The organism is Priestia megaterium (genome assembly GCF_041941685.1).
Taxonomy (GTDB): Bacteria; Bacillota; Bacilli; order Bacillales; family Bacillaceae_H; genus Priestia; species Priestia megaterium_C.
This window is the reverse complement of sequence record NZ_CP130966.1, coordinates 43,816-68,180: the sequence shown is the minus strand read 5'-3', so window position 1 is coordinate 68,180 and position 24,365 is coordinate 43,816. Positions and strand designations below refer to the sequence as shown.

General features: G+C 34.0%; 29 protein-coding genes. 18 read left to right on the top strand and 11 right to left on the bottom strand.

Annotation, left to right across the window (positions count from 1 at the left end; translation table 11 throughout):
* Positions 1–280: 280 nt before the first annotated feature.
* The 4 genes from Q5794_RS31195 to Q5794_RS31180 all read left to right on the top strand — a co-directional run bounded on the left by Q5794_RS31195 (position 281) and on the right by Q5794_RS31180 (position 2,642).
* On the top strand, positions 281–457 hold the full coding sequence (locus tag Q5794_RS31195; RefSeq protein WP_374989617.1) for a hypothetical protein: 177 nt from the start codon (positions 281–283) through the stop codon (positions 455–457).
* Positions 458–483: 26 nt separating this feature from the next.
* Entirely contained in the window at positions 484–942 is a 459-nt protein-coding gene (locus Q5794_RS31190) for an SMI1/KNR4 family protein (RefSeq protein ID WP_215055162.1), read from the top strand.
* Between the two features lie 771 nt (positions 943–1,713).
* Positions 1,714–1,944 carry a hypothetical protein gene (locus tag Q5794_RS31185; RefSeq protein ID WP_374989616.1) on the top strand — a complete coding sequence of 77 codons (231 nt, stop codon included), beginning with the start codon at positions 1,714–1,716 and terminating at the stop codon, positions 1,942–1,944.
* A 2-nt stretch (positions 1,945–1,946) separates the two neighbouring features.
* Entirely contained in the window at positions 1,947–2,642 is a 696-nt protein-coding gene (locus Q5794_RS31180; RefSeq protein ID WP_374989615.1) for a hypothetical protein, read from the top strand.
* 50 nt (positions 2,643–2,692) lie between these two features.
* Here Q5794_RS31180 and Q5794_RS31175 read toward each other — a convergent pair whose 3' ends face one another.
* From Q5794_RS31175 to Q5794_RS31155, 5 genes are all read right to left on the bottom strand, one after another.
* Positions 2,693–2,920: a transcriptional regulator gene (locus Q5794_RS31175; RefSeq protein WP_374989614.1), complete on the bottom strand. Its 228-nt coding sequence runs from the start codon at positions 2,918–2,920 to the stop codon at positions 2,693–2,695.
* 323 nt (positions 2,921–3,243) lie between these two features.
* On the bottom strand, positions 3,244–3,804 hold the full coding sequence (locus Q5794_RS31170; RefSeq protein WP_374989613.1) for a DUF3967 domain-containing protein: 561 nt from the start codon (positions 3,802–3,804) through the stop codon (positions 3,244–3,246).
* Between the two features lie 1,196 nt (positions 3,805–5,000).
* Positions 5,001–5,768, bottom strand: coding sequence for a plasmid stabilization protein (locus Q5794_RS31165; RefSeq protein WP_374989612.1), 768 nt, complete (start codon positions 5,766–5,768; stop codon positions 5,001–5,003).
* A 107-nt stretch (positions 5,769–5,875) separates the two neighbouring features.
* Positions 5,876–7,162 carry a replication protein gene (locus Q5794_RS31160; RefSeq protein WP_374989611.1) on the bottom strand — a complete coding sequence of 429 codons (1,287 nt, stop codon included), beginning with the start codon at positions 7,160–7,162 and terminating at the stop codon, positions 5,876–5,878.
* 708 nt (positions 7,163–7,870) lie between these two features.
* Positions 7,871–8,107 (bottom strand): hypothetical protein, encoded by a 237-nt coding sequence (locus tag Q5794_RS31155; RefSeq protein WP_374989610.1) that lies wholly within the window; start codon positions 8,105–8,107, stop codon positions 7,871–7,873.
* A 749-nt stretch (positions 8,108–8,856) separates the two neighbouring features.
* Between Q5794_RS31155 and Q5794_RS31150 the strand changes: the two genes are divergently transcribed.
* The 3 genes from Q5794_RS31150 to Q5794_RS31140 all read left to right on the top strand — a co-directional run bounded on the left by Q5794_RS31150 (position 8,857) and on the right by Q5794_RS31140 (position 10,036).
* Complete coding sequence (locus Q5794_RS31150; RefSeq protein ID WP_374989609.1) at positions 8,857–9,009, top strand: hypothetical protein; 153 nt, start codon at positions 8,857–8,859, stop codon at positions 9,007–9,009.
* A 246-nt stretch (positions 9,010–9,255) separates the two neighbouring features.
* Positions 9,256–9,516 (top strand): hypothetical protein, encoded by a 261-nt coding sequence (locus tag Q5794_RS31145; RefSeq protein WP_374989608.1) that lies wholly within the window; start codon positions 9,256–9,258, stop codon positions 9,514–9,516.
* A gap of 229 nt (positions 9,517–9,745) precedes the next feature.
* Positions 9,746–10,036, top strand: coding sequence for an AbrB/MazE/SpoVT family DNA-binding domain-containing protein (locus Q5794_RS31140; protein WP_374989607.1), 291 nt, complete (start codon positions 9,746–9,748; stop codon positions 10,034–10,036).
* Between the two features lie 254 nt (positions 10,037–10,290).
* Here Q5794_RS31140 and Q5794_RS31135 read toward each other — a convergent pair whose 3' ends face one another.
* On the bottom strand, positions 10,291–10,530 hold the full coding sequence (locus tag Q5794_RS31135) for a hypothetical protein (RefSeq protein WP_374989606.1): 240 nt from the start codon (positions 10,528–10,530) through the stop codon (positions 10,291–10,293).
* Positions 10,531–10,845: 315 nt separating this feature from the next.
* Between Q5794_RS31135 and Q5794_RS31130 the strand changes: the two genes are divergently transcribed.
* From Q5794_RS31130 to Q5794_RS31115, 4 genes are all read left to right on the top strand, one after another.
* Positions 10,846–11,157 carry a hypothetical protein gene (locus tag Q5794_RS31130; RefSeq protein WP_374989605.1) on the top strand — a complete coding sequence of 104 codons (312 nt, stop codon included), beginning with the start codon at positions 10,846–10,848 and terminating at the stop codon, positions 11,155–11,157.
* Positions 11,158–11,392: 235 nt separating this feature from the next.
* Positions 11,393–12,229, top strand: a complete 837-nt coding sequence (locus tag Q5794_RS31125) for an STAS domain-containing protein (RefSeq protein ID WP_374989604.1) — start codon at positions 11,393–11,395, stop codon at positions 12,227–12,229.
* Positions 12,230–12,872: 643 nt separating this feature from the next.
* Positions 12,873–13,145, top strand: coding sequence for an HU family DNA-binding protein (locus Q5794_RS31120; RefSeq protein WP_116079361.1), 273 nt, complete (start codon positions 12,873–12,875; stop codon positions 13,143–13,145).
* A 282-nt stretch (positions 13,146–13,427) separates the two neighbouring features.
* A complete protein-coding gene (locus tag Q5794_RS31115; RefSeq protein WP_374989603.1) occupies positions 13,428–13,592 on the top strand; it encodes a hypothetical protein in 165 nt (54 codons plus the stop codon).
* Positions 13,593–13,732: 140 nt separating this feature from the next.
* Here the strand turns inward: Q5794_RS31115 and Q5794_RS31110 are convergent, their stop codons facing one another.
* The 3 genes from Q5794_RS31110 to Q5794_RS31100 all read right to left on the bottom strand — a co-directional run bounded on the left by Q5794_RS31110 (position 13,733) and on the right by Q5794_RS31100 (position 16,382).
* Positions 13,733–14,578: an STAS domain-containing protein gene (locus Q5794_RS31110; protein ID WP_214989226.1), complete on the bottom strand. Its 846-nt coding sequence runs from the start codon at positions 14,576–14,578 to the stop codon at positions 13,733–13,735.
* Between the two features lie 200 nt (positions 14,579–14,778).
* The gene (locus Q5794_RS31105) at positions 14,779–14,901 is read right to left on the bottom strand and encodes an FbpB family small basic protein (RefSeq protein WP_328257585.1); all 123 of its coding nucleotides are present in this window, start codon (positions 14,899–14,901) and stop codon (positions 14,779–14,781) included.
* A 428-nt stretch (positions 14,902–15,329) separates the two neighbouring features.
* On the bottom strand, positions 15,330–16,382 hold the full coding sequence (locus Q5794_RS31100) for a fatty acid desaturase (RefSeq protein WP_374989602.1): 1,053 nt from the start codon (positions 16,380–16,382) through the stop codon (positions 15,330–15,332).
* Between the two features lie 937 nt (positions 16,383–17,319).
* On the opposite strand from Q5794_RS31100, the gene Q5794_RS31095 reads away from it, so the two are divergent.
* The 5 genes from Q5794_RS31095 to Q5794_RS31075 all read left to right on the top strand — a co-directional run bounded on the left by Q5794_RS31095 (position 17,320) and on the right by Q5794_RS31075 (position 20,848).
* The gene (locus tag Q5794_RS31095; RefSeq protein WP_047934552.1) at positions 17,320–17,523 is read left to right on the top strand and encodes a cold-shock protein; all 204 of its coding nucleotides are present in this window, start codon (positions 17,320–17,322) and stop codon (positions 17,521–17,523) included.
* 565 nt (positions 17,524–18,088) lie between these two features.
* Complete coding sequence (locus Q5794_RS31090) at positions 18,089–19,489, top strand: DEAD/DEAH box helicase (protein WP_374989601.1); 1,401 nt, start codon at positions 18,089–18,091, stop codon at positions 19,487–19,489.
* Between the two features lie 338 nt (positions 19,490–19,827).
* Positions 19,828–19,998: a hypothetical protein gene (locus tag Q5794_RS31085; RefSeq protein WP_214989313.1), complete on the top strand. Its 171-nt coding sequence runs from the start codon at positions 19,828–19,830 to the stop codon at positions 19,996–19,998.
* Between the two features lie 26 nt (positions 19,999–20,024).
* Complete coding sequence (locus Q5794_RS31080; RefSeq protein WP_374989600.1) at positions 20,025–20,219, top strand: hypothetical protein; 195 nt, start codon at positions 20,025–20,027, stop codon at positions 20,217–20,219.
* Between the two features lie 104 nt (positions 20,220–20,323).
* Positions 20,324–20,848: a hypothetical protein gene (locus Q5794_RS31075; protein ID WP_374989599.1), complete on the top strand. Its 525-nt coding sequence runs from the start codon at positions 20,324–20,326 to the stop codon at positions 20,846–20,848.
* A gap of 214 nt (positions 20,849–21,062) precedes the next feature.
* Here the strand turns inward: Q5794_RS31075 and Q5794_RS31070 are convergent, their stop codons facing one another.
* Positions 21,063–21,272, bottom strand: a complete 210-nt coding sequence (locus Q5794_RS31070) for a hypothetical protein (protein ID WP_374989598.1) — start codon at positions 21,270–21,272, stop codon at positions 21,063–21,065.
* A 749-nt stretch (positions 21,273–22,021) separates the two neighbouring features.
* On the opposite strand from Q5794_RS31070, the gene Q5794_RS31065 reads away from it, so the two are divergent.
* Positions 22,022–22,222, top strand: a complete 201-nt coding sequence (locus tag Q5794_RS31065; RefSeq protein ID WP_374989597.1) for a hypothetical protein — start codon at positions 22,022–22,024, stop codon at positions 22,220–22,222.
* A 297-nt stretch (positions 22,223–22,519) separates the two neighbouring features.
* The gene (locus Q5794_RS31060) at positions 22,520–22,699 is read left to right on the top strand and encodes a hypothetical protein (protein ID WP_374989596.1); all 180 of its coding nucleotides are present in this window, start codon (positions 22,520–22,522) and stop codon (positions 22,697–22,699) included.
* A gap of 339 nt (positions 22,700–23,038) precedes the next feature.
* Here Q5794_RS31060 and Q5794_RS31055 read toward each other — a convergent pair whose 3' ends face one another.
* Positions 23,039–24,220: an IS256-like element ISBame1 family transposase gene (locus Q5794_RS31055; protein ID WP_374989595.1), complete on the bottom strand. Its 1,182-nt coding sequence runs from the start codon at positions 24,218–24,220 to the stop codon at positions 23,039–23,041.
* Positions 24,221–24,365 lie beyond the last annotated feature (145 nt).

Sequence of the window (24,365 nt, the reverse complement as noted above, 5' to 3'; positions counted from 1 at the left end):
GCAAAACCTGTCATCACCCAACTTATCCCGAATGGAAACTGAACGGGGAGTGTAGCATGTTGGGAAAGTCATAAGTTGATTAGATAACAAATCACGACTGAATGGCGAGATGAAATTTGTGAATGAGGATGAAGATTAAACTATCTGAAGGACAGTCAGAGTCGTCCAAATCTCCGTCCATGAGGTTAAGTGAGCTAATAGATGTTCGTTTCACATAAAATAATTTCAACTTCAATTTTGTGGTAATCTAATAAGAGCCAATTAGAAAAGAGTGATCAACATGGAAGAGAAAGAGCAGCAAGAAATCGATCTTAACAAAGTGTATGACTATGCTGAATTTCCGGATAAGGTCAGTGGCAGATGCGACAACTGCAACTCAGCTTACTTCAAAAGTTCCGTAAAAGGTGGCGTTTTCTTACGTGAATGTAGAGAATGTGGCATGAAGAAAAGCATTTAGTTGGTATTGATTGAAAGGGTTGGGGAATGAGAGATATTTGGGATGATGGATACAGTCAATCAAAGAAATTAACAGAAGAAATGGTCAAAGATGCCGAAAAGAAGTTGGGTGTGAAGTTGCCAAAATCCTATATTGAGTTATGTAAAATGCAAAATGGAGGCTCTTTAAAATATTGTGACTACCCTACCTCCGTTCCAACAAATTGGGCAGCCCATCATGTAAACCTCCCTGAAATTTATGGAATAGGAAAAGAAGGCATTTTATCTAGTGACTATTATATAGAAGAATGGGATTTACCAAAGGATATTGTTCTACTAGGTGGAGAGGGACATTGGTGGGTTGCATTCGATTATCGGAATACAAAAGATAACCCTCCTATAATTTATATGGATCTAGAATGGGGATCAGACACACTTATTTTTGAATTAGCTCCTGATTTCGAGACCTTCGTAAATGGCTTATTTATTTATGAAGATGAAGAATGACTACATTTATACAATACAAAGGAACTGACATTCAATTGTCAGTTCCTTTTTTATTATTACGTTCAACTTTAGTCCTTGAGACATCTTTAGATCTCTCGTCCATTTCATGAAAAATATAAGCCACTAGACCAATCCTCAACATATAAAAGCCAAGCACCTCTTACATCACCATCTACTGATCCCCTACTGCAGTAAGGGTTCTTTTTTATTTTTTAAGTAGACAGGCAACCTTGCTGCTGTAGCTACATAGTATCTAAAGAATCATGACTCCATTACTTAATCAGTATCTATTTCAGTAGCGTTACTGCGTTAATACAAGCTTTATGCCCCTAGTGAAGCCCTTCATAGAATCTGTAAGGGAGCTGAGCCGAAGAGGCGAAGGGGGCGACCGGATGCGTTAAGCTGAAATAATGCATAAATCAAAGGCAAAAAAATTAAACGAATGAAAGAAGGTACCAACATGAGAAAAACACAAAGGTTTTCTTTTCAAAAGATCTATCCTTTAACCCCCCATCATCTCTTACGAGACCTCGTCTCTTCAAGGCTTATTCTTTTGTTCCATTTAGTCCACTCGCCATGCTTGACCCCACTATTCTGACCATAGGAGGTATTGTCTTAGGAATTGCCCTCATCGAACGGTTATTAGAGCGATGGGGTGTGATTGATCTTGTGGATCAGTTCGCAAAGGTGATGCGCTTTATCTTGCCTGTCACTTTCTATAGCGCTTTGATTTACTTTTTTGCGACCTTTATGTTTTGAGGAGGAATGTTGATGTTTGAAAAGCTCAAGTTGCGCAGCCAATTGATTAAAGCGTCTCGTACGGCAGAGATTTACCGAATGGTTAAACGAGGAGACCATACCTCCTATCTGTTTGCGAAAATTCATCAAATCGATAACCATCATACGTACACTCGGTACGCTTTTTCTTTACTAAATGGGATTGATCCTGATATAGAAGTTGCATCACAATCCATCTTTAGATTATTGGAGAGGGAGGAATAAAAATGAGCTTTCGGTTATCTCAGCGTGATAAAGACATCATTGGGTTTATCAATCAGTTTCGGGCTGTAGATCGAGACTCATTAGTGGAACTGTTCTTCAAACAGCTGAAATCGCCCGTAAATGCGTGTAATAGTGTCATAGTACGTTTGTATCGCTTGGGTCTCATTGGACGCACACAGCAGTATTCTCCGACGGTCTACTTACCTGTGGATGCGAAGATCAAAAAGAACTCTCAAAAAATATTACATTTCCTTTCTATCTTGGATGTCTATAAGCAAATGTGTTCGTATAGTATGCCTAAGAATGTCATTGTGGAAGATAAGCCCACTGGACGAAAAGGAGGGATTGAACCCGATCTGTTTTGTATTTTCAAAGGATCTCCCTTTTGGATTGAAATGCAACGAAACCAGTATTCGGATCAGAAAATGCAAGCGAAGATCAACCTATACGAGGAGTTTTTCTTTTCGGATGAGTGGAAAGCATTGCAGTGGCAGCCAGAAGACCGATCAGCCATCTTCCCTTCTGTGATTTTGATTACACCTGTTCGTTATGCTGTTTCTTCAGATTATATTCGAATTATACAAGTGGCAAGCATTCATGAACTCATGGAGAAACATAGGAGTTCTGCGAAACAGCAAAGAGATGGAAGACCAAGAACATCTGCTTCTTCTAGTGGAATTAAAATTAATCTCACTTAATGACGAAGAAAATAAAAAAGCTGCCTCAAAACAGGAATGAGGTAGCCTTTTTATATATCAAAAAAATCTTTTTGGTGTTTACTATTGTCTACTCTTTTTACAGCGTTCATAACTTTCTTTAAAATGTATGCACTAGGTATGTAATTTTTATCGTTACAAAGCTTCCAAACTGTATTTCTAGAAACTTTACTCTTTGTAGCAAAGTCTGTTTGCTGAATTCCTTCTGAATCAAGCCATTTGCCAAATTTAGACCTCTTCGGATTTTTCCACCATAACATTTTTTACGCCTCCTCTATATTAGTAAAATGTCCAAATTTGGGATTATATAATCAGGTTTATTCAAATTTATTCATATTGTACAAGCTACCTATCATATGCTTTAGAAAGAAATAGAGAAAAAACCATTTTAATATCTAAAAGGTTATAGAATAATGTCGATATTTTTGTCATAGACATATAGCATGAATATAGTTAAGACCGCCTTATACACTAATACATAATGGGCGGTCTTTGTTGCGGATATGTTATAGTTTTAAATATTTTATATAAGAAGATGATTTTGCTAATATAAAAAAGACCTCATGCAGAGGTCTTTTTTATATCATTTTTTTCCAAAGAGTTTGGATAAGAACCCCTTTGAATGTTCTGCTTTTTCTTCTGTACTGGTTGCTAAAAGCCTTTTTGTATCCTGAAGCTCTCTAATAGCACTTGTTATCTGATCATCTCTCTTGTTAATACTTTCTGTTATGTACTTGGTTTGCTCATCCAAACGGTTAATTAACTCACGATTAAAACGCTCTATCCTATCTAATCGCTCATCTTGTTTTTTTACATGTTCTAAAATAGCAGCAACATCATTAGTAGAATAAACCTTGTTATCAGCATTATCCTCGTTCTTTAGTTCCTCACTTGGATCTTCTCCAGCAAATTCATTAATAACTGTATTTACTGCGCTATCTAGCGTCATAACGCCTGCTTGAGTTAGTTCCACTATCCTTTTTAAAGCTGCAATATCTTTCTTGGTGAAAGCTCTTTGCTGTTTATCATTACGTTGAATATTATATCCTTTTGCTTCTAATGCAAGTGCATATTTACGAATAGTGGATGTTCCGATCCCTACCATGTCTGCTGCCTCGGCCGTCCAATACACTCTCTCTTCCATAATAAAAAACGCCCCCCGTTATACCTCGTTATACTTTTTCTATATTAAATGAAATAACCTTAATATATCAACGATAATTATTCAAAACGGCGTTGCGCGGATAGCGTTACTAACATAAGAATAGATTCTATTAGCAAGATCATTTATATATATATTACATATCTGTTTACCTTTCTCATCTTTTGATTTACTACTAAACGTTTTTATAATACTCGTCGGCACCACTACGTGGCCGCCTTTTATATAAAGTATGTTAACTGAGGGTACAGCTATTATCTATATAACGCCCATCGTCATGTCGCGTTATATAAACTTCTATAATGAACTAAAAAACCCTCTTTAGAAAGGTTTTTTTCATCAAGAATGCCAGCGTACGCTATGCGTTACGCATTACATAGAAACCTTCATTTTTAATATTTAACATGCTTCTTCAAAAAATGATATTAATACATTTACCTTTTAATATAAAAATCTCAAGAGTTATTGATGGTTGGGTGGCTGCTTTTTCTTTTAAGACTCTCATTTTGAGGAATTAACAAAATTCTATAAAACGCTACTCGCTACAGAGCGTTTCTATCGGTATTTATAAAACACTCAAAAAACCTTCACTTAAAAGATTTAAAGTACATAACGCCGTCATACGCATAGCGTTACGTTAGTGCAACTCTAGTTCAACTAATTTCATATTTCAAAGCCTTTATTCAATTTAAGATTACTATATTTAGTATAAGTTCATCTTGAGTTGAACTTAAATCTTTTTGAAAACTCTTGTTTAATTTATTCATAAAAAATTTCTCTGTATAGAGTACATACAGAGAAATTTTAAAACTATTATATATTTGAAGTATTCTTTAATTAAAATTCTAATTATTTTGCTTTAAATTCATTTTTAACAACAGCCTTTAATCAATTTTCTTCTTGATTAAAGTATTTAATCGTTTTAATATCCCCATTTTTGAACACAATGATCTTTTCATCTTCATGAAAGGACGCTCCTTTAATTTCTTTTTCATTGTCCTCTTCAGGTTCTTCGATTTAATGAACAACTTGATATAGCTTTCTATTAGCCGTATTCAAAAAGGATGCATTCAAACCTAAATTTGTAAGGGGTTCTCGATGCTTTTCCAATTCATCAGCCACCTTTAATATATTCAATTTCTTTTTGTTTATTATTCATCTAATAAACTCCTGCATCCTTATTTTTGATACTCATAGACAACAGGAACTTTGTCCATTTTCACAGTTTTGGCCACAATATAACGACGATAACCGTCTTTTAAGACCTTAGAGCCTTTCTCAATCGTTAAAGGTTTGTCAAGGTGTCCTGTACGCTTCACAAACTCAACAACTTCTTCTGTTTTCACAGGGTTTGGACGTGTCTTTAAGAAGGCTTCAGGAACGATAATGTCATCAAAACTTACGACATCCTGTGTCCCTTTTGGTTGAGTCGGTAGCTGCTTCTTTTGGGGCGCAGCCTTTTTCTCTTGTAGAGGCGTTTCTTTCACTTCTGGTTGTATAGTTTTCATTTCTGTTGCTACAGGCTGAGAAACAGAATCTTGCTTTTCCTCCTGCTTGGTAGCTGTAACCTCTTGTTGTGCCTTAGAGACCTCTTGTTTCGCTTCTTTTTTATCTTTCGACTCATTCTCTTCTTTATCGTTTTTATTCGGGAGAACGGTAATCTGAAAGCAAATGATTCCAATTTCCCCAGGGCATTCGTCGATGGGAATATCTAACGTCGGTTCCCCTTGGATTAAGATTTTTTCATGCATAATACTTTTCTTTGTAAGTCCGGTTTTATTAAAGGCTTTCTTGGCGACAAACACGGTATACGAAATAAACGTACTCTTCTTCAGACCTTTAGGCGCAGAAGGTGAACCTTTTTCACGCATATCGAAGGCAACGTAGCGATCGTATTCTCGTAATGGACCTGTCGCAGATCCTGTTAGGGTCATTTTATGGGGCATAGTGAACTCCTCCTACATAGATTTATATATTAATTATTTAGAACATATTTCTAAATAATAATACTCTTACTAAACATCAGCTTCCAAGGGATTTCTTCGCTTTTTGATTACGAAACAGTGTCCTGTAATTGGGCATGTTCGTGTAATAAAGCTTGTTCCTCTGGTGTTAAGGCTTGTCCAAGATCTTGTTTAAGCTGCGCCATTTCTAACGAACTGTACGTTGTACTGTGCTCTTGGAGTAAGGTTTCTTCTTCTGGCGTTAATTCTTGCCCTAAATCTTGCTTTAATTGAATTATTTCAAGCTGTTGATCCAGAGAAATAGCTTCTTCTTGTGTACACTCTTTTTGCTCCTGTTCAGCTTTTAACCAAGCAGGAACCAATTCCTTACGGATGATATGTTTAGGCGTAAATAGGGCTGCTTTTTCAGCTTCAGTATGTATGTCTGACTCAGATGATTGTTCTTCCTTATTCCCTTTTAGTAGATTTGTAAATTGATTGTAGGCAATTTGATAAACAAGACGGCACATGTCATCCAGTGATAGGGTAGTACCCTTATGATTAGCCTCATGTACATACTTATCTAAGCCTACAATCGCTGTATAAGCGACTTCATGTACTTGCTCTTTGACAATCTCAATCTCTGTATCTCGTTTTACAGCTTTTGCAGCATTAAGAATACGAGCATAAAAGTCTTTTAGTTGATGACCATATTTACCTGCGTACACGTTATTTACTTTTTTAGGCACACCTTTGATATAAGCAAATGACTGTGAAGCAGATATTAAATGATTACTTAAATGATTTTTAGGTAAATCAAGGTTAATAAAGGGGGACGATGTTTTTTCGTCCTCAAAGCTTGGTGTACCAACGTTTTCAGCACGTTCTGGACTTGTCACAGGAGTTGTCACAGGAGTGGTCATTTCTTCTTGTTGAAGTGTTTGTACACCTGTTGTGTCATGGGCAAAAAAGATTTCATCACAAATTTGATTAAAGTTCTTATGGCTTTTAAGGATAAACACATAGCTATCAGGATGAGCACCTGTTGTATCTTCTTTGATATAACGTGCCACGATCATAAACGGTGTTGCCTTTAACGATTTTACAAAGCGAGAAACGGTACTTTGGGATACCTCAAATTTTTTCATGAGTGTTTTCGAGTGAATCGCTTGAATGCCTGTGGCAACAAGGTTATAAATCACGTAATCTAACATTTCCATACGTTTTTTAGGGAATTCTTTATGTAGGGCTACTTGGTGTTGCTTAAAGTACGTACGAAGTGTTTCTAAAAACGCTTCTTTCTTTTTACGAAGGGTAGGTTTTTCTTTCCATAACCATGTGAATCGTCCATTGAAGGTATTTACATCTTCTAAATAGCAGGTAAAGAGCTTTGTCATTTGTTCATCTTCTCCTTTTGGGAACACAAAAAAGACACTGTCTCCCTTATGAAAGGAAAACAATGCCGTGATTTTGATGAACTAAGCCCTTGAAATAGATGTTAATTTCATATAAAATAAAGCCATAAGTTTTATTTTATAAAAACTAACTCTATTAACAAGAGACTTCGACAAGTGTTTTTCCTACCGTAACTAGGAGGAACGGTTTAAGAGTGCACTCACACTTCTTAAACAGTTGAAGTCTTTTTTCTATCCGCACGTTTTTGTTAGTTTTATTATAGCGTTAAGTCGTCTCATAATTCAATAAAAATTAGCAAAATATATCAAAACAAGTATATTTAGCTATGAGTGATCCTATATTGCTTTAGGAATCATCTTTATCATATATGAGTTTTTTAGAGTAGGGGAGGGGAAAAAAGTTTCCCCTCCTCAAGTGTTCTAAAGTATGTTATAATGTTTATTTTTTATTATTTTTGGAAATTTAGTGAATTAGTACAACTTCAATGTTAAGGGTAAAAGGGCATTCTGGGTAGTGCCATTTTTTATAGTCCTTTTTCTAAAAAAGGACTATAAAAAATGACACTATGCAAAATTTAAAAATTATGATAGAGGCAGTTTCTACCTAATACAGAAGCTGCTTTTTTGTTGGATTCTGAGGGTGGAAATTGTCCTATATTATTGGCTATTTGTGCATATTTATTAGCATTGTTAACGCCAAGTTGTAATTTTTTTGAGTGCCTTTTTTACATCATTTTTCAACTCAATGGAAACAGTTTCTGTAATGATTGTTAAAATCCGTTCTATCCATTGCTCGTATCTGAATCTGTTACAAATGTCAGCAATCGCATGGCCAAGATAGCTCATTTTTTGTTCAATTATGTAATTTTGAATGTATTGATAGGTGTCTTCATCGAGTGAAATCATTTGGAGTGTTTTATTCATCATCTTTATATTCTCTGATCAATTCTTTTAAAATATCATTCAAGTTTTCCATTGAAATTGCCCAGTGTTCCATCATCTTAATGTGAGCCTCAAGCAGATTTTCCAAACGTTCTTCTAGATCTGACTGTTGATTAGAAATAGCTAACGTGTGTATCTGACTTTTTAAAAATTGCTGTCATGATTGATCATGTTTCTTTGCTAACTCAGAGATTTTTTAACAGTAGTAGGATCAACATTTCTTATTTTAAGTTCCCTATTTTGTTTGAAATTCTTAAAATACTGGTGCCCCTTAAAAAATAAGGAGAAGAGCATAAGGGGTTTTTGCCCCCACAGGCTGTGTGGGGTTAGGCAGAGCCTAACAAAACCTTGGGTACAAAGAAATGTTTACAAGAACCCCCTCAGCGCACCCTCAAATTGAAGGATAGTCCCTTCAGAGGCCCTTCAATAATCACAATATTTGTGCCAGAACCCCCTTCGCCGCACCCTCATATTTGATAAATGTCCCCTCAAGAGTCACTTCATTTTGAAGTGTTTTTTGAAAAAAATAAGACGGAAGCAAGCGATTTTTTTTTATTTTTTCCGCACGTTCATGGTCAAAACAGCCATTTCTTTTTACTTACAATACAAGTGATTTACGCGTGCTTTTTTATCATTTATGAATCAATTTTTATTCTATAAATGATGATTGATCTAAAAAAATGCAGGTTCACATGAATTAGAAAAAGATGTTGTAAAAAAGAAAATAAAAAACTATGGAAAAGCTGATACAGAATCAAAAATTGCGAAAAAAAGATGCGATTCAATGCAGTGATGAAAGCATTCAGCTCTATGAAGATGAACAAAAAAGCTTGCAAGGAAAACTCCAAAAGTTAAATGAGAAGCAACAAGATTTAGCCATAAAGTGAAAAAACAGTGGGGGACACAAAGGGGACTAAGAGTGAATAAATGGCATTAACAGGAAAATAATTAATCTAAAAAACGTTGTTTAGGGGTGAAAAGGGGACGTAAAAGGGACATGACTAGCTTTTCTTTGACCCCATGGTTTTGCTAGGCTTTGCCTAGCCCCATACAGACTGTGGGGGCAAAAACCCCTTATGCTCTTCTTTCTTTTAGGGAGGAGAGCAATACTAGAAAAAGAGAGGTTAGGTAAAATGGAAATTAAAATTCGAAATGTAGATCCAATTGCGGTTAAAAAAATAGATGAATTGGACAAGAAAAAGAAGGTGTCTCGTCAAGAATTTTTAAAAGGTCAGCTTGAAACACTCACTTTATTTCAAGCACAAACAGATAGAGAAATGAAGTTAGAGAATCTCGTTCGTTTTAACATTCAGACGGTAGAAAAATGTACAGAAGTAATGGAAACGATAAATCAATTTATTAAGGAATTAATGGAGGAGGACACCTTCCGATAAAGAATTGATATGGGATAATTTCTTTGGTGATACAAGGACGTATGAACGTATTGAATAATATATATGACTGTTGCTTTAAGTTTAAAAAATGAGATTACCAAAGATAAATGAAATCGAAATTTCAATGGATGGATTTAATGAGAACATGCTTTTGTTTATTATAAAAGTTAATATGTGTACAATTGTCTTGTTTGATTTATATATAACAATAAGAATAGGAGAATATGAAATGAAATCAACAGGTATTGTACGAAAAGTAGATGGATTAGGAAGAGTTGTTATTCCAGTTGAGCTAAGAAAGGTTCTTGCTATTAAAGAAAAAGACCCTGTAGAAATCTTTGTTGAGGAGGATCAAATTATTTTAAAGAAGTATACACCCTACAATGAATGTGTCATTACAGGTGAAATCACTCCTCAAAATAAGGAGTATGCAAAAGGATTCGTATTAAGCCCACGAGGTGCAGAAATTTTATTTAACGAGCTTCTAGAACAACAAAAAGACTTAGTATTAGAGCGTTAATTTATACAGATTTTTATACAGTACGAGCCATTTGTCAAAGCGTCAAAACCTTACTAAATCAAGGATGTATAAAATCCTGCATAAACGATAAATTTTGCTATCACGCCATCCCTTGAGCACCAAGGGATGGCGTTTTTATTTGGTTCCTCGAATCTGAACTATGTTAACTAGATGCGAATATTAATTCATATTGTTATTCAGTCAGTAGTAATGGTTCCTGAAAGAGTTGTTATGTAAACTTTAAAAGTGGATTATTACTCAGTGACTTTTTTTTCCACCATACTTATTATTCTATACAAAGCTAAAGATGTAGTCTCCACACCCCGAAAGTGTTCAATATGGCCCGTTTCAACATTCTTCAATTGAAAAGTCTGTAGTTCTTTAGAGTAACTGAGAGAAAAGGTATGATTTCCACTACAAAGGGTATGAGTGATTTCACTATCTTCATACCGTAATAAAGTTTCTAACATTTCTTTGATTTTAATTATTGTCATGTATCACCAAACCCCTTTCTCACTATTTAAAGAAATTTTACAAATTAAAGTTTAATCTATTTTAACATAGGGTATATTTATAAGTTATTACCTCCAATAACTGAAATAAAGATTTAAAAACTGAAATAAATTTGTAAAAAAGGTAAAAATTTAATTTTATATTAGGATTAAACGCTATACGACAAATGCAACATAGGTAGGAACTACAGATATATATGGTAAAAAAGATGTAAATAAAATATATGTTTTAGGGGTAAAGATACAAAGAATCTTATTTAAAAATGACATTTTTTGAGAGGTAGGAGGTATCTGAAATTGAGTAGTGCATCTAAATTTAAAATGCAAATTTACAGTCCTAGATGGGGGCAAAATGACCTTTATCATTTTATAAAAACAAAAGATGGTTGGAAGTTTGAAAACTATAGATGTAAGGGTGAAGTAGATAAAGGCGGTAATCCTTTGTTCTATAAAGCACTTGCTTCTGATTCTATTTCCTATCCTGATTATTTAGAAGGTTATATGTCTATCGCCTGGGAGAACGTTGACGGGTTAAATAAAAAACAAGTTCAGATTATTTTTGATGAACTATCTGAATGGGTATCGGCTAGCGAAAATGACCTCAATTAACCCTTTATCATGTTGAAAAAAATGAGCATGACCATGGGTATATCCAGGTTTAAAGGTTCATTATAAAAGCCTTGTTGTTTTTTATCTAAAAACATATCTAGTGTGGGTAGTACAAGGAAGGAGGACTTTTCTTTATATACAAAGAATGAAAATGAAAATAGATAATAATTCATTTAGAGATATTGATTACTTAAAGATAACTATAATCAGAAAACAAATAAGGGGCGTATTCAAAATGGAAATTATTTATAACCAGAGAGAGAAAATGACCGATTTTATTAGAGATAATAAACAAAATTTCCAGGATAAACTCTTATCAGAGGCGGTTAACGTAGCCACTAAGATTACTGACATTTTAGAAACTGGAAATATTGATCTTTTAAAAAATGCTCAAAAGTTAGCTCTATATGTCGTAGAACAAAAAGAAGAACAACTCATTGCTTTCGCTAAGCAAGAAGGGGTAGCCTGGGCGGAGTACTCCTTAACTCTTGCCTTCAAACTAGAATGGGTACAGGCCATTAGGCGAACCTTGTGGCATTTTCTCTATCAATATGATCGAATCAATAACCATTTTAATAGCCGTGAAGAATTTTATGATTTAGAGAAGAGTATTAATGATATGATTGATCAATTTCTTAACACTTTTCTCATTAGTTATTCAAAGTATAAAGATGAATTAATTGCCTCCCAGAGGGACTTAGTTGAACATCTATCAGTGCCCGTTATCCCACTTAGCCAATCTGTAGCTGTATTACCGTTGATCGGAATGGTTGACATCTATCGTATCCAAACGATTGAGGAGAAAGTTTTGATAGCCATCTCGGATTTAAAGATTCAAACATTAATTATAGATTTGTCCGGAATGGCTAATATGGAGATGCATGTCATTGACCATTTTCAAAAAATATTAACTGGCATTTCAATGATGGGAAGTAAAGCCATTCTTACAGGTTTACGTGCTGACTTGGTGCGGACAATGATTCACTCAGGAATCTCTTTTGAGGAAAAGGCAGAAGCAAAAGGGACGTTACAGCAAACATTAAAAGAATATCTAGAACTCCACCGAATGTAGGAGAAATAGAGACGTTTTCTCTATACGCGGAAATGCAGATGAGTTTGTGAAAATACATTCGTATTGAAAAAGGAAATAAGGTCTATTCTATCTTAGCAATGATTACTTAGATAACCCTAGAGTTATAACTCTAGGGTTGTTTTGCTATAGTATCGATAAAATACTAATTCTGCATATGATATACATCTTAAATCAACTTAATGAAAAAAAGCTGAGAACCTTAATTTCCTAGCTTTTTTGAGTTTCTATCGCTTGTTTAACCGTTGCATAGGTTTTAATAGATGAGAAATCGATCCCATTTCTAACAACGGTTTGGGCAAGTTCAGGTCGTATGCCTGTATACTAACTCCAATGATTTGTATTTTGTTTTATGTCTACTAATAAAGAGATAATTCTTTATAAATAATTTGACTATACTGAAGTAAATAGATAAATAAATCTATAAAAATTATAGTTATACTTTTCATCTAAGTACACTTATGCGGAATTTATCATACTAAACAATATATGGATTTTCGTATGTAAATCATACAAAAAAAGGGTTTTTTCACTTTCTATCTAATGTTATAAGGTAACAAGTGTGTAGAAGCTGTGTTAACATCTCTACATACTAATTTAAAATAATAGGAGGAGGTGTTTGAATATGAATAAAATGGAACTAGTTAGGGCTGTTGCAACAAAAGCAGAACTAACACAGAAAGATGCTGAAAAAGCTGTAAATGCGCTACTGGAAACAATTTATAACACACTTGCCAAGAAAGAAAAAATCCAACTGATTGGATTTGGGACATTTGAAGTGCGGGACCGTGCAGCACGAACAGGTCGTAATCCTCAAACAGGTGAAGAAGTAGATATTCCTGCTTCGAAAGTGGCTGCTTTTAAAGCAGGAAAAGAATTAAAACAAGCTGTTAAATAACATCGTATATTTGCAATTATTTATAGAAAAGTTCTGGGAATATTCCATAGAGCTTTTTTATTTACAAAATTGTATAAAAGTTTATGTGTTGATTTTAAAAGATTGAAACTTAGTTTTATAAATTAAATATTCATTTTTATTTATCTCTTTCACTTTTATACCTACAAATATATCATGCTTATTCAGTACCCCCTTAACAAGGATAAATATTTGAAAGTCTCAAAGTCCATTTCCTCTTTAAGGTAGAACTTTTTATAATTTATTCATAAGGGAGCTAATTTGATGTTAAAAGAAATCGAAATGTTGAATTTGGGAATTAATTTATGTAAACAGATTAAAGATTTATTAGAAGAAATCAATCGGGAAAATTCAGGTGAATATAATATATACCCAAAGGAGCACAAACCACATGTGGTTTGTGCTCCTTTGGGTAATAAATACAAATAAAAGAAAAACCTACCAATAGATTGACAATTTAATGCTTTATGGTATTAAGTTAGCTTATCATTATTGATAACTTGTCTGGCGTTAAGTAGTTTTTTGAAGGTAAATAGAATTCAATTCGTATACTATTTGGATAAGACTATTTATTCTAACGTATCTATGGTTAAATTCAAACTAAGAAGTGCTTGTTCGAGGTTTGATTTTACAGTTATTTTACTAAAATTAATACCAAGTTGTATCATGGTCTGAGCAACTTCAGGACGGATACCAATTAACATGGTTTTTACCCCAAGTAAATCTAATGCCTCAATGATTTTAAAAATTTGATGGGCAACCATAGTGTCCACAATCATAACACCAGAGAGATCAAATAGAAGGTGAGATAATTTCAATTCATTTGCTTTCTTCAACGTTTCGTCTAGTAAGAGAGAGGCTCTTTCCGTATCTACCTCTCCAATTAGAGGGAGTATAGCAATTCCTTTTGTGATAGGGACCATAGGGACGGATAATTCAAGGAAGGCACTCTTCGCTTTTTTTAATGTTTCATGATGGAAATTAACATAAGTCAAACTAAAAGCATAAACAGCCTTATCTAATAAAGGATCAATAATCGAGCTTAATTCAAATACAGTGTCTATCGGCATGTTGTATTTTTTTATTTCTTCTTTAAGTACTTCCCATATAAATTTCCGATAATAACTTGTGGTCTCTAAAGCCTCACTCAGAGAAACCCCTAGATTTGATGCCAATTCTCCTGACTCTTTGCCCCATTTCAATATTCGATCGAAACTTGTATTTTGATCGAGGTTTAACATGATTGCTTCTCCAAAATTGTTGATGAAGTTTGCTCTCATTTCAATAATTTTTTCATTTGTGAGATTGAAATTCCTTGTTTGTTTAAGGTCTACCATTCTATTTGTATGTACTTTATGTGCAATTTCATACTTTTTTTCTACGATTTTTTCTCCTAGAAAGTGCAAATTATTCATTAAATTTTGTCCTCCGATCTTACCTTATCTAAAAAGGTAATTTTCATTATTTTAACATTTAAAATATGGGCTACGTAATTAGTTTTTTAAGATAAGTAGGTTGTTCCTATCGTAGTAAAAGTCATTGTACTTAATTCTTTAATTTCGAGAATTCGCTTTATGGTAACTAGCTCTATAAACTACAAATAAAGCTAGCTGTGTTAAGCTAGCTTTATATTTTCATGGCACTTTTCTATAAGTTTTTCAATTGCTTGTTTATCTTTAAGCAATTCTTCTTTATTCTCTTTTACTAGATTTTCAAATAATTTTGTATGCTTACGCATGTTGGCATTTCTTTCTTTTATAGTGGACGGCTTTAACTATACCTTATCTAGGGGATTTCAGGTAATAAAACAACTTCACTGTTTACACTGGTTCTCGTACAAAATAGGTATATTCTTTTTATTTTCTCCTATTTTGTATTTCGATAAGATTCCCTTCAGGGTCTTTTGCAAAAACAATAGTTATAATACCAATATCTCAGTAGTTTTTCAATGATCTCCTCCCCATTTGGTACAAAAAACAGAACTTCATGATTGATGATACTAAAAGACGAAAAGAAATGATGTAATCGTACGAAAATCTCACAAAGTGCTCAAGTGAAAAATCCCGAATAAGGGACACTTTTTGTGTAGTGACCTTTATTCGGGTTATAGTTCAACTAATCCAGGTATTTTTTTATTAAAATTGAATGATTTTATCGTCTGGATATTCAATTTTCATCGAGGTTTGGTCTTTTGTTATTCAAATTCACGCGCGATTTTTTATTGTCTACGAGATGCTTAATTTCTTTGAAGCTTACAAAACGTTTATTTTGGTGATCTAAAAGTCGAAAACGAAGGGACTTCAAGCTTGTGCTTAGTGTAATGGTTGTTGCTTTCTGTAATGGTGGCGTAGACTCATGCGCCTTTTCTAGATTATAGTTTGGAACCCTTGGAGCCAAATGATGTACGTGATGGAAACCAATATTACCTGTTACCCATTGTAAAACTTTAGGGAGCTTGTAATAGGAGCTACCATCAACCGCAGCCTTCACGTAATCCCACTCCTTTTCGTTTTCAAAGTAGGAATCCTCAAATTGATGCTGTACGTAAAATAGCCAAATTCCAAGTGATCCTGTTACAAAAAGGATGGGAGCTTGAACGAGCAGAAAAGCTTGCCAACCAATAGCCCAACATAAAAGTGCATATACTGCAACAATTGAGAAATTGGTTAAATATGTGTTCAATCGTTCCTTTCGTTTCGCGTCTTTTCGATTCAATCGGTTAGAAACGAAGAAAAGATAGATGGGACCTAGTCCAAACATAACAATTGGATTGCGGTAAACTCGGTATGCTAACCGGCCCCAGTAAGAAGCTGCAACATATTCATCAACCGTCATGACCCACACATCACCAGTTCCTCGTTTATCTAAGTTACTACTCGTGGCATGATGAATGGAATGGCTTCGTTTCCACTGTTCATACGGAAACATGGTGATAACCCCACTGATTGTACCAAGGATATTATTCGCTTTTCGGCTTTTGAAAAATGATTGATGACAACAATCATGGAAAATAATGAAGATTCGGACCACGAACCCGGCTGTAACAATACATAATGGTAGTGTTAGCCAATAAGAAACGGACAAACTTTGATAAGCTAGAAACCAAAGTAGGAAAAACGGAAGGAATGTGTTTATTAATTGCTTTATACTCGATTTCGTATTGGATTTTTCAAAAGGTGCTACATTTTTTCTTAATTCAGTCGTTTTTTGTTTGCTCATGTGTTCCTCCTTGCCTCTTTACCGTGTTTAATATTCAACTCTTCTTTATATTAATAGTACATTATAGTAGCTGGTAATGAAAGATATAAACGTCAAGTAACTAGTATGACAACTGTCATACATGTGTGAATGTATTTTCTTAATGAAAGGAAAAGGATGTGGAGAAAAATTCAGTTTCATTAAAAAAGTATTAGCACTATTTCAGCCATAGCTATTTAAAAGTGCTCATAAACGTGTACCTTTCCAACAGGTTTTGAGCCACTATTTTTTTAATATAAGGCGAACAAAAAACTACCTCTACTATGATTGAACTATAGGATAAGGTAGTTTTTTCAGAGCTATGAATGTTCAACTGTCGTTCATTTTGGTATAAAAACTTTTTAACAATTTCATCATGTTACGCCCCGAAGTTCTTGACATTTTATGAATATCTTCATCATCACGCGTACTCAGGTACCAGCTTCCCTTGTCATCTTCATTTAATCTATATACCTTATTGGTTCTACTATCTGTATAAAAGTCTCTATCCTTCAGTCTCAAACGATCCCCCCTCTACCACGTATATACCCGGTATTATACCCAAGATATCCATTTTATAAAAAATTTCATCTACACAAAAACAGCAGGTTTCTTAACACGCTTACTATTTTGTATGTAAGCTACATATGTGCACAAATGGTGAAAGTCAATTGAATTTATGTACCATTAGTAGATCTTAAATTAATCTTTTTACAATAGAATTTTCACGTTTGAAAGGGCCGTTTTTCCTGCATTTGCTATATTCGGTTCTATATGTTATGATTAAGTTAATTATTTTTGTTCGGTGTAGGATTAAGAGAAGAGAAATCTCTTCCATAGAAATTTTCATCTTAAGATAGTATGGTTGGACAAGGGTAGTAATACAAGTGTGGAATATTCCACACCAGGAGGCAATATTATGGAACAAGGTACAGTAAAATGGTTTAATGCAGACAAAGGGTTCGGTTTTATTGAAATTGAAGGCGGAGACGATGTATTTGTACATTTCAGCTCTATTCAAAGTGAAGGCTTTAAATCGTTAGACGAAGGTCAAAAAGTAACGTTTGATATCGAACAAGGTCAACGTGGAGCACAAGCTGCTAACGTTCATAAAGTAGCATAATCAAAATGAGTAAAAAGACTCCACCTGGGAGTCTTTTTTACTTTTAATTCCACTAGCTAGAAAAACCAGACTTAAAAGTCTGGTTTTTTAGACAAAACGAACGGTACAAGGTGTAGACTAGTTAAAACATACACTGGAAATATAAAGCAAATAAGGATATCAATTTGTTAAGGAGTTTAATTGTAGTTAAAAAAATCAGAAGTTTTCGGTAATTTACACAAAAATGTAGGATATGAATTATTTTTGATGCAGATTAGAAGACTCATCTAAAAACCGTTCTTGAGCTCTCATTTTATGGCCACACAAAGGACCCTTTTGATGATTTTAATAAGAGAAATTTTTTCTCATCCAATCTTTATAGATCGGTCCTATAAGAAGTTATAAATACACGTAGGCGTGGTGGATAAAATAAGGCATGAATTCGCCTTGTACGGATACGTTAAAACAAGATGTTCGTTGATCGTAACATTGATTTATTAATACGCAGGAATGAAAAAGCGACATCTCTTTTTAAAGAGTGCTTTGCTCGTTTCTGAATTTAAGTAAGAGAAGGAGCACGAAATAGTTGAAAAATTTTTCTGATTTTCACTTAAGTAAAGAAATTGAAAAGGCCATTCATACCTTGGGTTTTGAAGAGGCTACGCCGATTCAGGCTGAAGCTATTCCAATAGCTATGACGGGGAAAGATTTAATTGGACAAGCTCAAACAGGGACTGGAAAGACAACAGCTTTTGGTATACCCCTTATAGAGCGAGTTGAGCTTGATGAAGAAGCGATTCAGGGAATCGTTCTAGCGCCGACGCGTGAACTGGCGATTCAAGTAGCTGAGGAGTTAAATCGAATTGGACAGGTAAAAGGAGTTAAAACGTTACCCATTTACGGGGGGCAGGACATTAATCGTCAAATCAAGGCCCTTAATAACAGACCGCATATTATCTCGGCAACCCCTGGACGTCTTATGGACCATATGAAAAGAAGGACGATTCGTTTAAATCATATTCGCACGGCTGTTCTAGATGAAGCAGATGAGATGTTAAACATGGGCTTTATTGAAGATATCCAAACGATTCTTGGTGGCATCTCTTCTCCCCATCAAACCTTACTATTTTCAGCAACCATGTCGAAGCAAGTACAAAGTTTAGCCCAGAAATTTATGAACAATCCTGAACTCGTGAGAGTAAAAGCGAAGGAGTTAACAGTAAAGAATATTGAGCAACGTTATGTGGAAATTCCAGATAATCGAAAGTTTGATGTTCTTTGTAATCTTGTAGATCTTCAAGCACCAGACCTTGCTATTGTGTTTGGACGAACAAAAAAACGTGTGGATGAACTTGCCGAAGGGTTGAAAAAACGTGGGTATGCAGCAGAAGGCATTCATGGAGACCTTACCCAATCAAAACGTGCCGATGTGATTCGTCAATTCAAGGAGCATACGATTGAGATTATGGTCGCAACCGATGTTGCAGCAAGAGGACTTGATATTACAGGTGTCAGTCATGTCTATAACTTTGATATTCCTCAGGATCCTGAAAGCTATGTTCATCGCATTGGTCGAACAGGACGGGCAGGTAATAAGGGAATGGCGGTTACATTTATAACTTCGAGAGAACGTCATCACTTAAAAGTGATTGAAGATGTTACGAAAACAAAGATGTCTAGACAATCGCCTCCCACTTCTAGTGAAGTAATGGCAGGAAATCAGGAAGCAATCATACACCGCGTTTTGAACACCATCGACAAGAGAGAGTTCGGGGAATATAAACCTGTGGCGGAAAAGTTATTAGAAGAAGTGGATTCTGTTACTTTATTGTCAGCCACTTTAAAGCTCTTAACAAAAGAATCCAATATGGCTCCTGTCCAATTAACGGAAGTGGCACCACTTCGTAATGAAAAGGCAAAAACGGAGCGTAAGAGAAGTAGAGGCAGAAAAGAAACCGTATGGCGTGAAAAAATGTATAGAAAATAATCCCTTACTGTTTTATGACTATGTACTTCATGAGTAGGTATTGAGGTTTATCACACCGTAAGGTGTCAAACTACAACTATCCCTTCGTGAACCAACTATCGAAGAAAGGTTGCTTACTTTTTTAACACATATATCAGAAAACCTATACGAATTGATGTAAGCCTTTCTCAGCTCCATTATAAGAATCACACGGCAACTTTAATTGGTAATCCTTATGATTGTGGAGAACTAAAAAAATATCAGGCAAAAGAACTGGGTAAAAATAAAGAATCTTAAGAGATTTAAATTATGTCTTAAGATAAATTTTATTATTTCTGATACGAGAGAGGATGAGGGCTATGAGCGTAAAACCATTTACTAATGGAGAAATAGTAAACATAAGAGTATCGAATGAATTAGTGACAATCTTAAAAAGTCATTATGTAAAAAACATGAAAAGATACTCTTATACGGTCAATAAATATCCAAGTACTTTTTTCTTTGAAGAAGAATTAATGAAACAAGAATAATAAGTAGATAAAGAGGTGCTACACCTTTGCTTAAATTTAAAGTTATTTTTGAATTTATAAATGGCAGGTCAAAGGAATTAAAATTTGAAGCCATATCAAAGAAAGAAGTCATTAGTCATATAACAAAAGATGAAAGATTCATTTCGAATGAAAAAGAGCTAGTGCATATCAATTTAAATAATGTGGTACAGTTTATGGTTACAGAAGAAAAATTTAATTAAATTTTCCTTTAAGGATACTGATTCCTCAGTGTCCATTTTTATTTTGAGAAAACAGGGAATCTTTTAAGACTCGTCGTATTAATATAGATAAAGAGGTGGTTGAATTGAAACTGGAACAACTAATTATCAATAATATTGAATTTAACGTTGAAAATTTCGAAGAAAAAACAATTACACATTCCACTACAGGGGAGCAGCTAAAAAAGATTGGTTTTGCATTTTCGGTTATAGGAAAAAAAGAGTATAACTTATATGACTTATTTTTTGAGAGCCCAAATTTTGAACTTACTATTGTTGATACAAATGAAAAACTTAAAATGAAAAATATTTCACACAGTACTTTCTATCAAGCAGCAGAGATATCAGATGACACAAAAGTCGTATTTAGAATTAAGTTACAACAAGAACCAGCCAAAGAAAAAGAACTTACAGAAGATCAGAAGTTGATGGTTAATGCCGTAAATGAGGTTGTGTTATCTAGGATAAGATTTAAAGTGTTAGTAGAAGTACTAGAAGAAAAAGGATTAATCAAAGGTGATGAATTATTTGGTGAGATTGAAAAAGTAGCTAAAAAAGACTTTGACACGTTAAAGAGAGAATTACTTTATGAAAAAGAGCTACTAAAATGAAGAAAAAAGCTGCCAGTCCAGACGGGCAGCCCTTCCTTAAACTCCAATTATTAGTTTTTGTCTAACAATTGGGGTGCAGTTCAATGGGAGTAGGGTAGTTTTTTCGTTTGCACCTCAGAAAAAAGAAAATGTCGGGAGGATAAATCCTCTCTTGTAGTTTGCTCAAAATTTAATGTCTCATTCACTCTTTTTCTTATGTCTTTGAGTTATATGTTTAAGATGAAAAGGGGTTGAATTCTAAGACTTTTACATCTTGAATGAATACTCTTTCCTTTGTAGATATATCTAATTTAGCTAATTTTACAATTTTATCTGTATCCTTAACAGATTTTATAATGACAAAGTCATTAACTATTTTATTATTTTTTAATACTGAGTAGTCTATCTTAAACATTTGTAGGTTTTCTGGGTTGTTTTTTAACATTATAGTTACCTCTTTTTTAGTAATTCTCATATCCTTCATTATACTTGGTCTAGTGTATATTTCTATAGGTGTTATGAAGGAGTATTGTAACATATATATATTAATTACTGTTTATTACAAAATAATAAAGTATTGGAGAATAAATAATCTATACATCAAAAACAGATAACTACCCCAATGCAGTAGGATAATAATATGCTGGAAAGTAAAACTAAGCATAATCAGCTTTATATAAACTAGCATATTGTATACATAGTCTAAGTATATGACATAACGTATAAAAAGGTTAATTACTTTTTATACGTACAATAAGGTTTATTTTAGAAGTTAAATAGACGTTTTTTTAATAGTTTTCTTATCGTATAAAAAGGTGTACCTTTTTAGACTATGTTGTACTTCAGAATTATCTGTAACAAAAGTAATTGTTTTTGTTACGTTAGATAAACACTACGAACAACATTCTGAAAGATACTTACTCATAAGTTATCAATTGACTTATACAATCGATTTACGTTACCATTGAACAAACTTAATACTCCAAAGGGGAGTAGCTGTACAACAAAAGTCGTCATTACGAAACAGGATGTTTCCGGCTTTGTTGGCAATCTTAATTGTTAGCAAGACCTTTGCCTACATTTTTAGTTAGGTGAAGTCTGTGTTTATACATCAAGCGCTTTTATCTACTAAAAAGATAAAAGCGTTTTTTGTTTTTTTATAGATTTAAAATAATTATGAGGAGTGATTAAATCATGTTCAAGAAACTGTTTGATTCACTAATGAATAATAAACATAAGCATTACAGTAGTAGTGATTACAAGAGAGGAAAATCAAAACCTTTTAAGAGTTATAGCAGTAGTGATGATTATAAAAAAGGTCGTGATCATCACGGAAGTTATGGACATCATCATTATAAGAGAAAAAGAAAGAGTGGCAGTTTCTTTAGTAGTTAAATAAGAAAAACCAAAGGCATTGGAGTGGTACTTTTTAAAGGAATCTATAACTGGAGTTAAGTAATAACATATATTTTTTCTTCATAAAGACTATTTTTTGTAGTGACAAGCATATGTATAAAAAACTCCATACTCCGGAGAAAGAATCCTTGGTGGAAGGCTGATGCAGAAGGGGCAGTCTTTGTTGTAGTTATTCTTTATAATTTGTATTAAATATAAATAAATATAAGCTAATTCTAGAAGCATATGTTTTACCTATCTAAAAGAAGGGAATAATATGATAAAGGGAGTGATTTTATGCAAGCCGATATGACGGTCGAAGAAGTCAAAGTCCAAATCCAGTACTTAGGAACAAATGGACAATCTCTAAAAAAGAAAAAAGTAAAGCAAACGCATCCAAAACTAATGAAAAATGCACTTTATTTTTTCCCTAGCTGGGACCATGCTATGGAAGAAAGTGGTGTAAATAGCGTATAATAAGCAGAAACTCAGTCTTTTTGACTGAGTTTTTTTATTAAATAAGGAAAGCTTTTATCGTAACAAATGCAATAAAGAAAATATTAAATGTCAGGCATTTAATAAATATCTTTTTACATAAAAGAATAATAACCAAAGTGTTAGATAATAAGTAATGTTTAACTTCATGTTACATATAAAAGTAAATGTTAAAGTATTTTAATTAATATTAGTTTATAAATTATTCAATTTGTAGAAAAAGCGTCCATTTTTCTATAATATATATAATAGTCAATACTTTTTGGGACCGTCAATAATTTTGTGTAAATACGAATTTCCTTTTCTTATAGACGTTATTCACTAGTTTGTTTTAAACATCATTTGTAACTCTGCGCGAGCTTGGTCAAAACCAATGTGACATCTTGTAGAAAAGCGCTGATTATACTGGTCAAATTGTGAAACGAGGAAGCGTTCAAGTGACTCTTCGTTTGGGAATTGTTCCTTACGCTTACTATATTTCTTGATTTGTTTATTAAAAGATTCAATGAGATTGGTCGAATAAATACTGCGCCAAATAGACTTAGGAAAGCTATAAAACGTGAACAAATAAGAGTTATTGAGCAATGGCTTTGTAACTTTTGGGTACTTTGACTTCCACTTTTCAATAAACGAATGTAGGGCCTGTTGGCCCATTTCAAGGCTTTCTGCACGGTACACAGATTTGAAGTCTTCACAGATTTCAGCTCGGTCGGATACACGAACTTTATGAGCAATCGTCCGTGAAAGATGGACGCAGCATGTTTGATAAGAAGAAGCTGGATAGATAGAAAAAACACTGTCTGAGATTCCTTTTAACCCGTCGGAAATAAACAACAGAATCTCCTCTGCGCCACGGGATTTGATGTCTTCTAAAAGTTCTTTCCAGACAAAGGCGGATTCGTTAGGAGCGATTGTATAGCCAAGCACTTCTTTTGAACCGTCTTCGCGAATGCCAACGGCAATATAGACAGCTTCTTTAGACACTGTATCCCGTTTTAAAGCAATATATGTAGCGTCTAGATAAACGCACGCATAGCGTGCACATAACGCTCGATCTCGGAATGCTTCTACCTGTTCAGACATCACCTTTGTCATATTTGAAATGGTTTGAGGTGTGTAATAGTGACCATACATGCGCTCCATCAAATGGGCAATTTCAGCAGTCGTTACACCTTTTTGAAACATATGAATAACAAATGCTTCAAGCGTATCATTGGCTCTTTTATAAGGAGCCACCGTCTGTTGCTTAAAGTCGCCATTCCGATCACGAGGAATAACGAGATGAAGTTCTCCAAACTCTGTGTGCAGTGTGCGTTCGTACGAACCATTTCGTGAATTCCCGGTATTAAATCCAATACGGTCATATTTTTCGTAGTCCAAAAAAGCCGTCAATTCGCTCGCTAAGAGCGTATTAACCGCATTTTCTAAGTGAGAACGGAAAATTTCCGTCACATCTTCTTTTTGGACTAGAGCTTGAACAAGATCTGTTGTAAACTGATTCATAGGAAGACCTTCTTTCTTTGAATTGGTTGTGGTGACTTAATTCTACAAGAAAAGGTCTTCCTTTTTGTATTTATTCATTTACACAAGATATTTTACCCTCTCTACTTTTTTTAAGAAAGTATGTTAACTATTACATACATTTTTA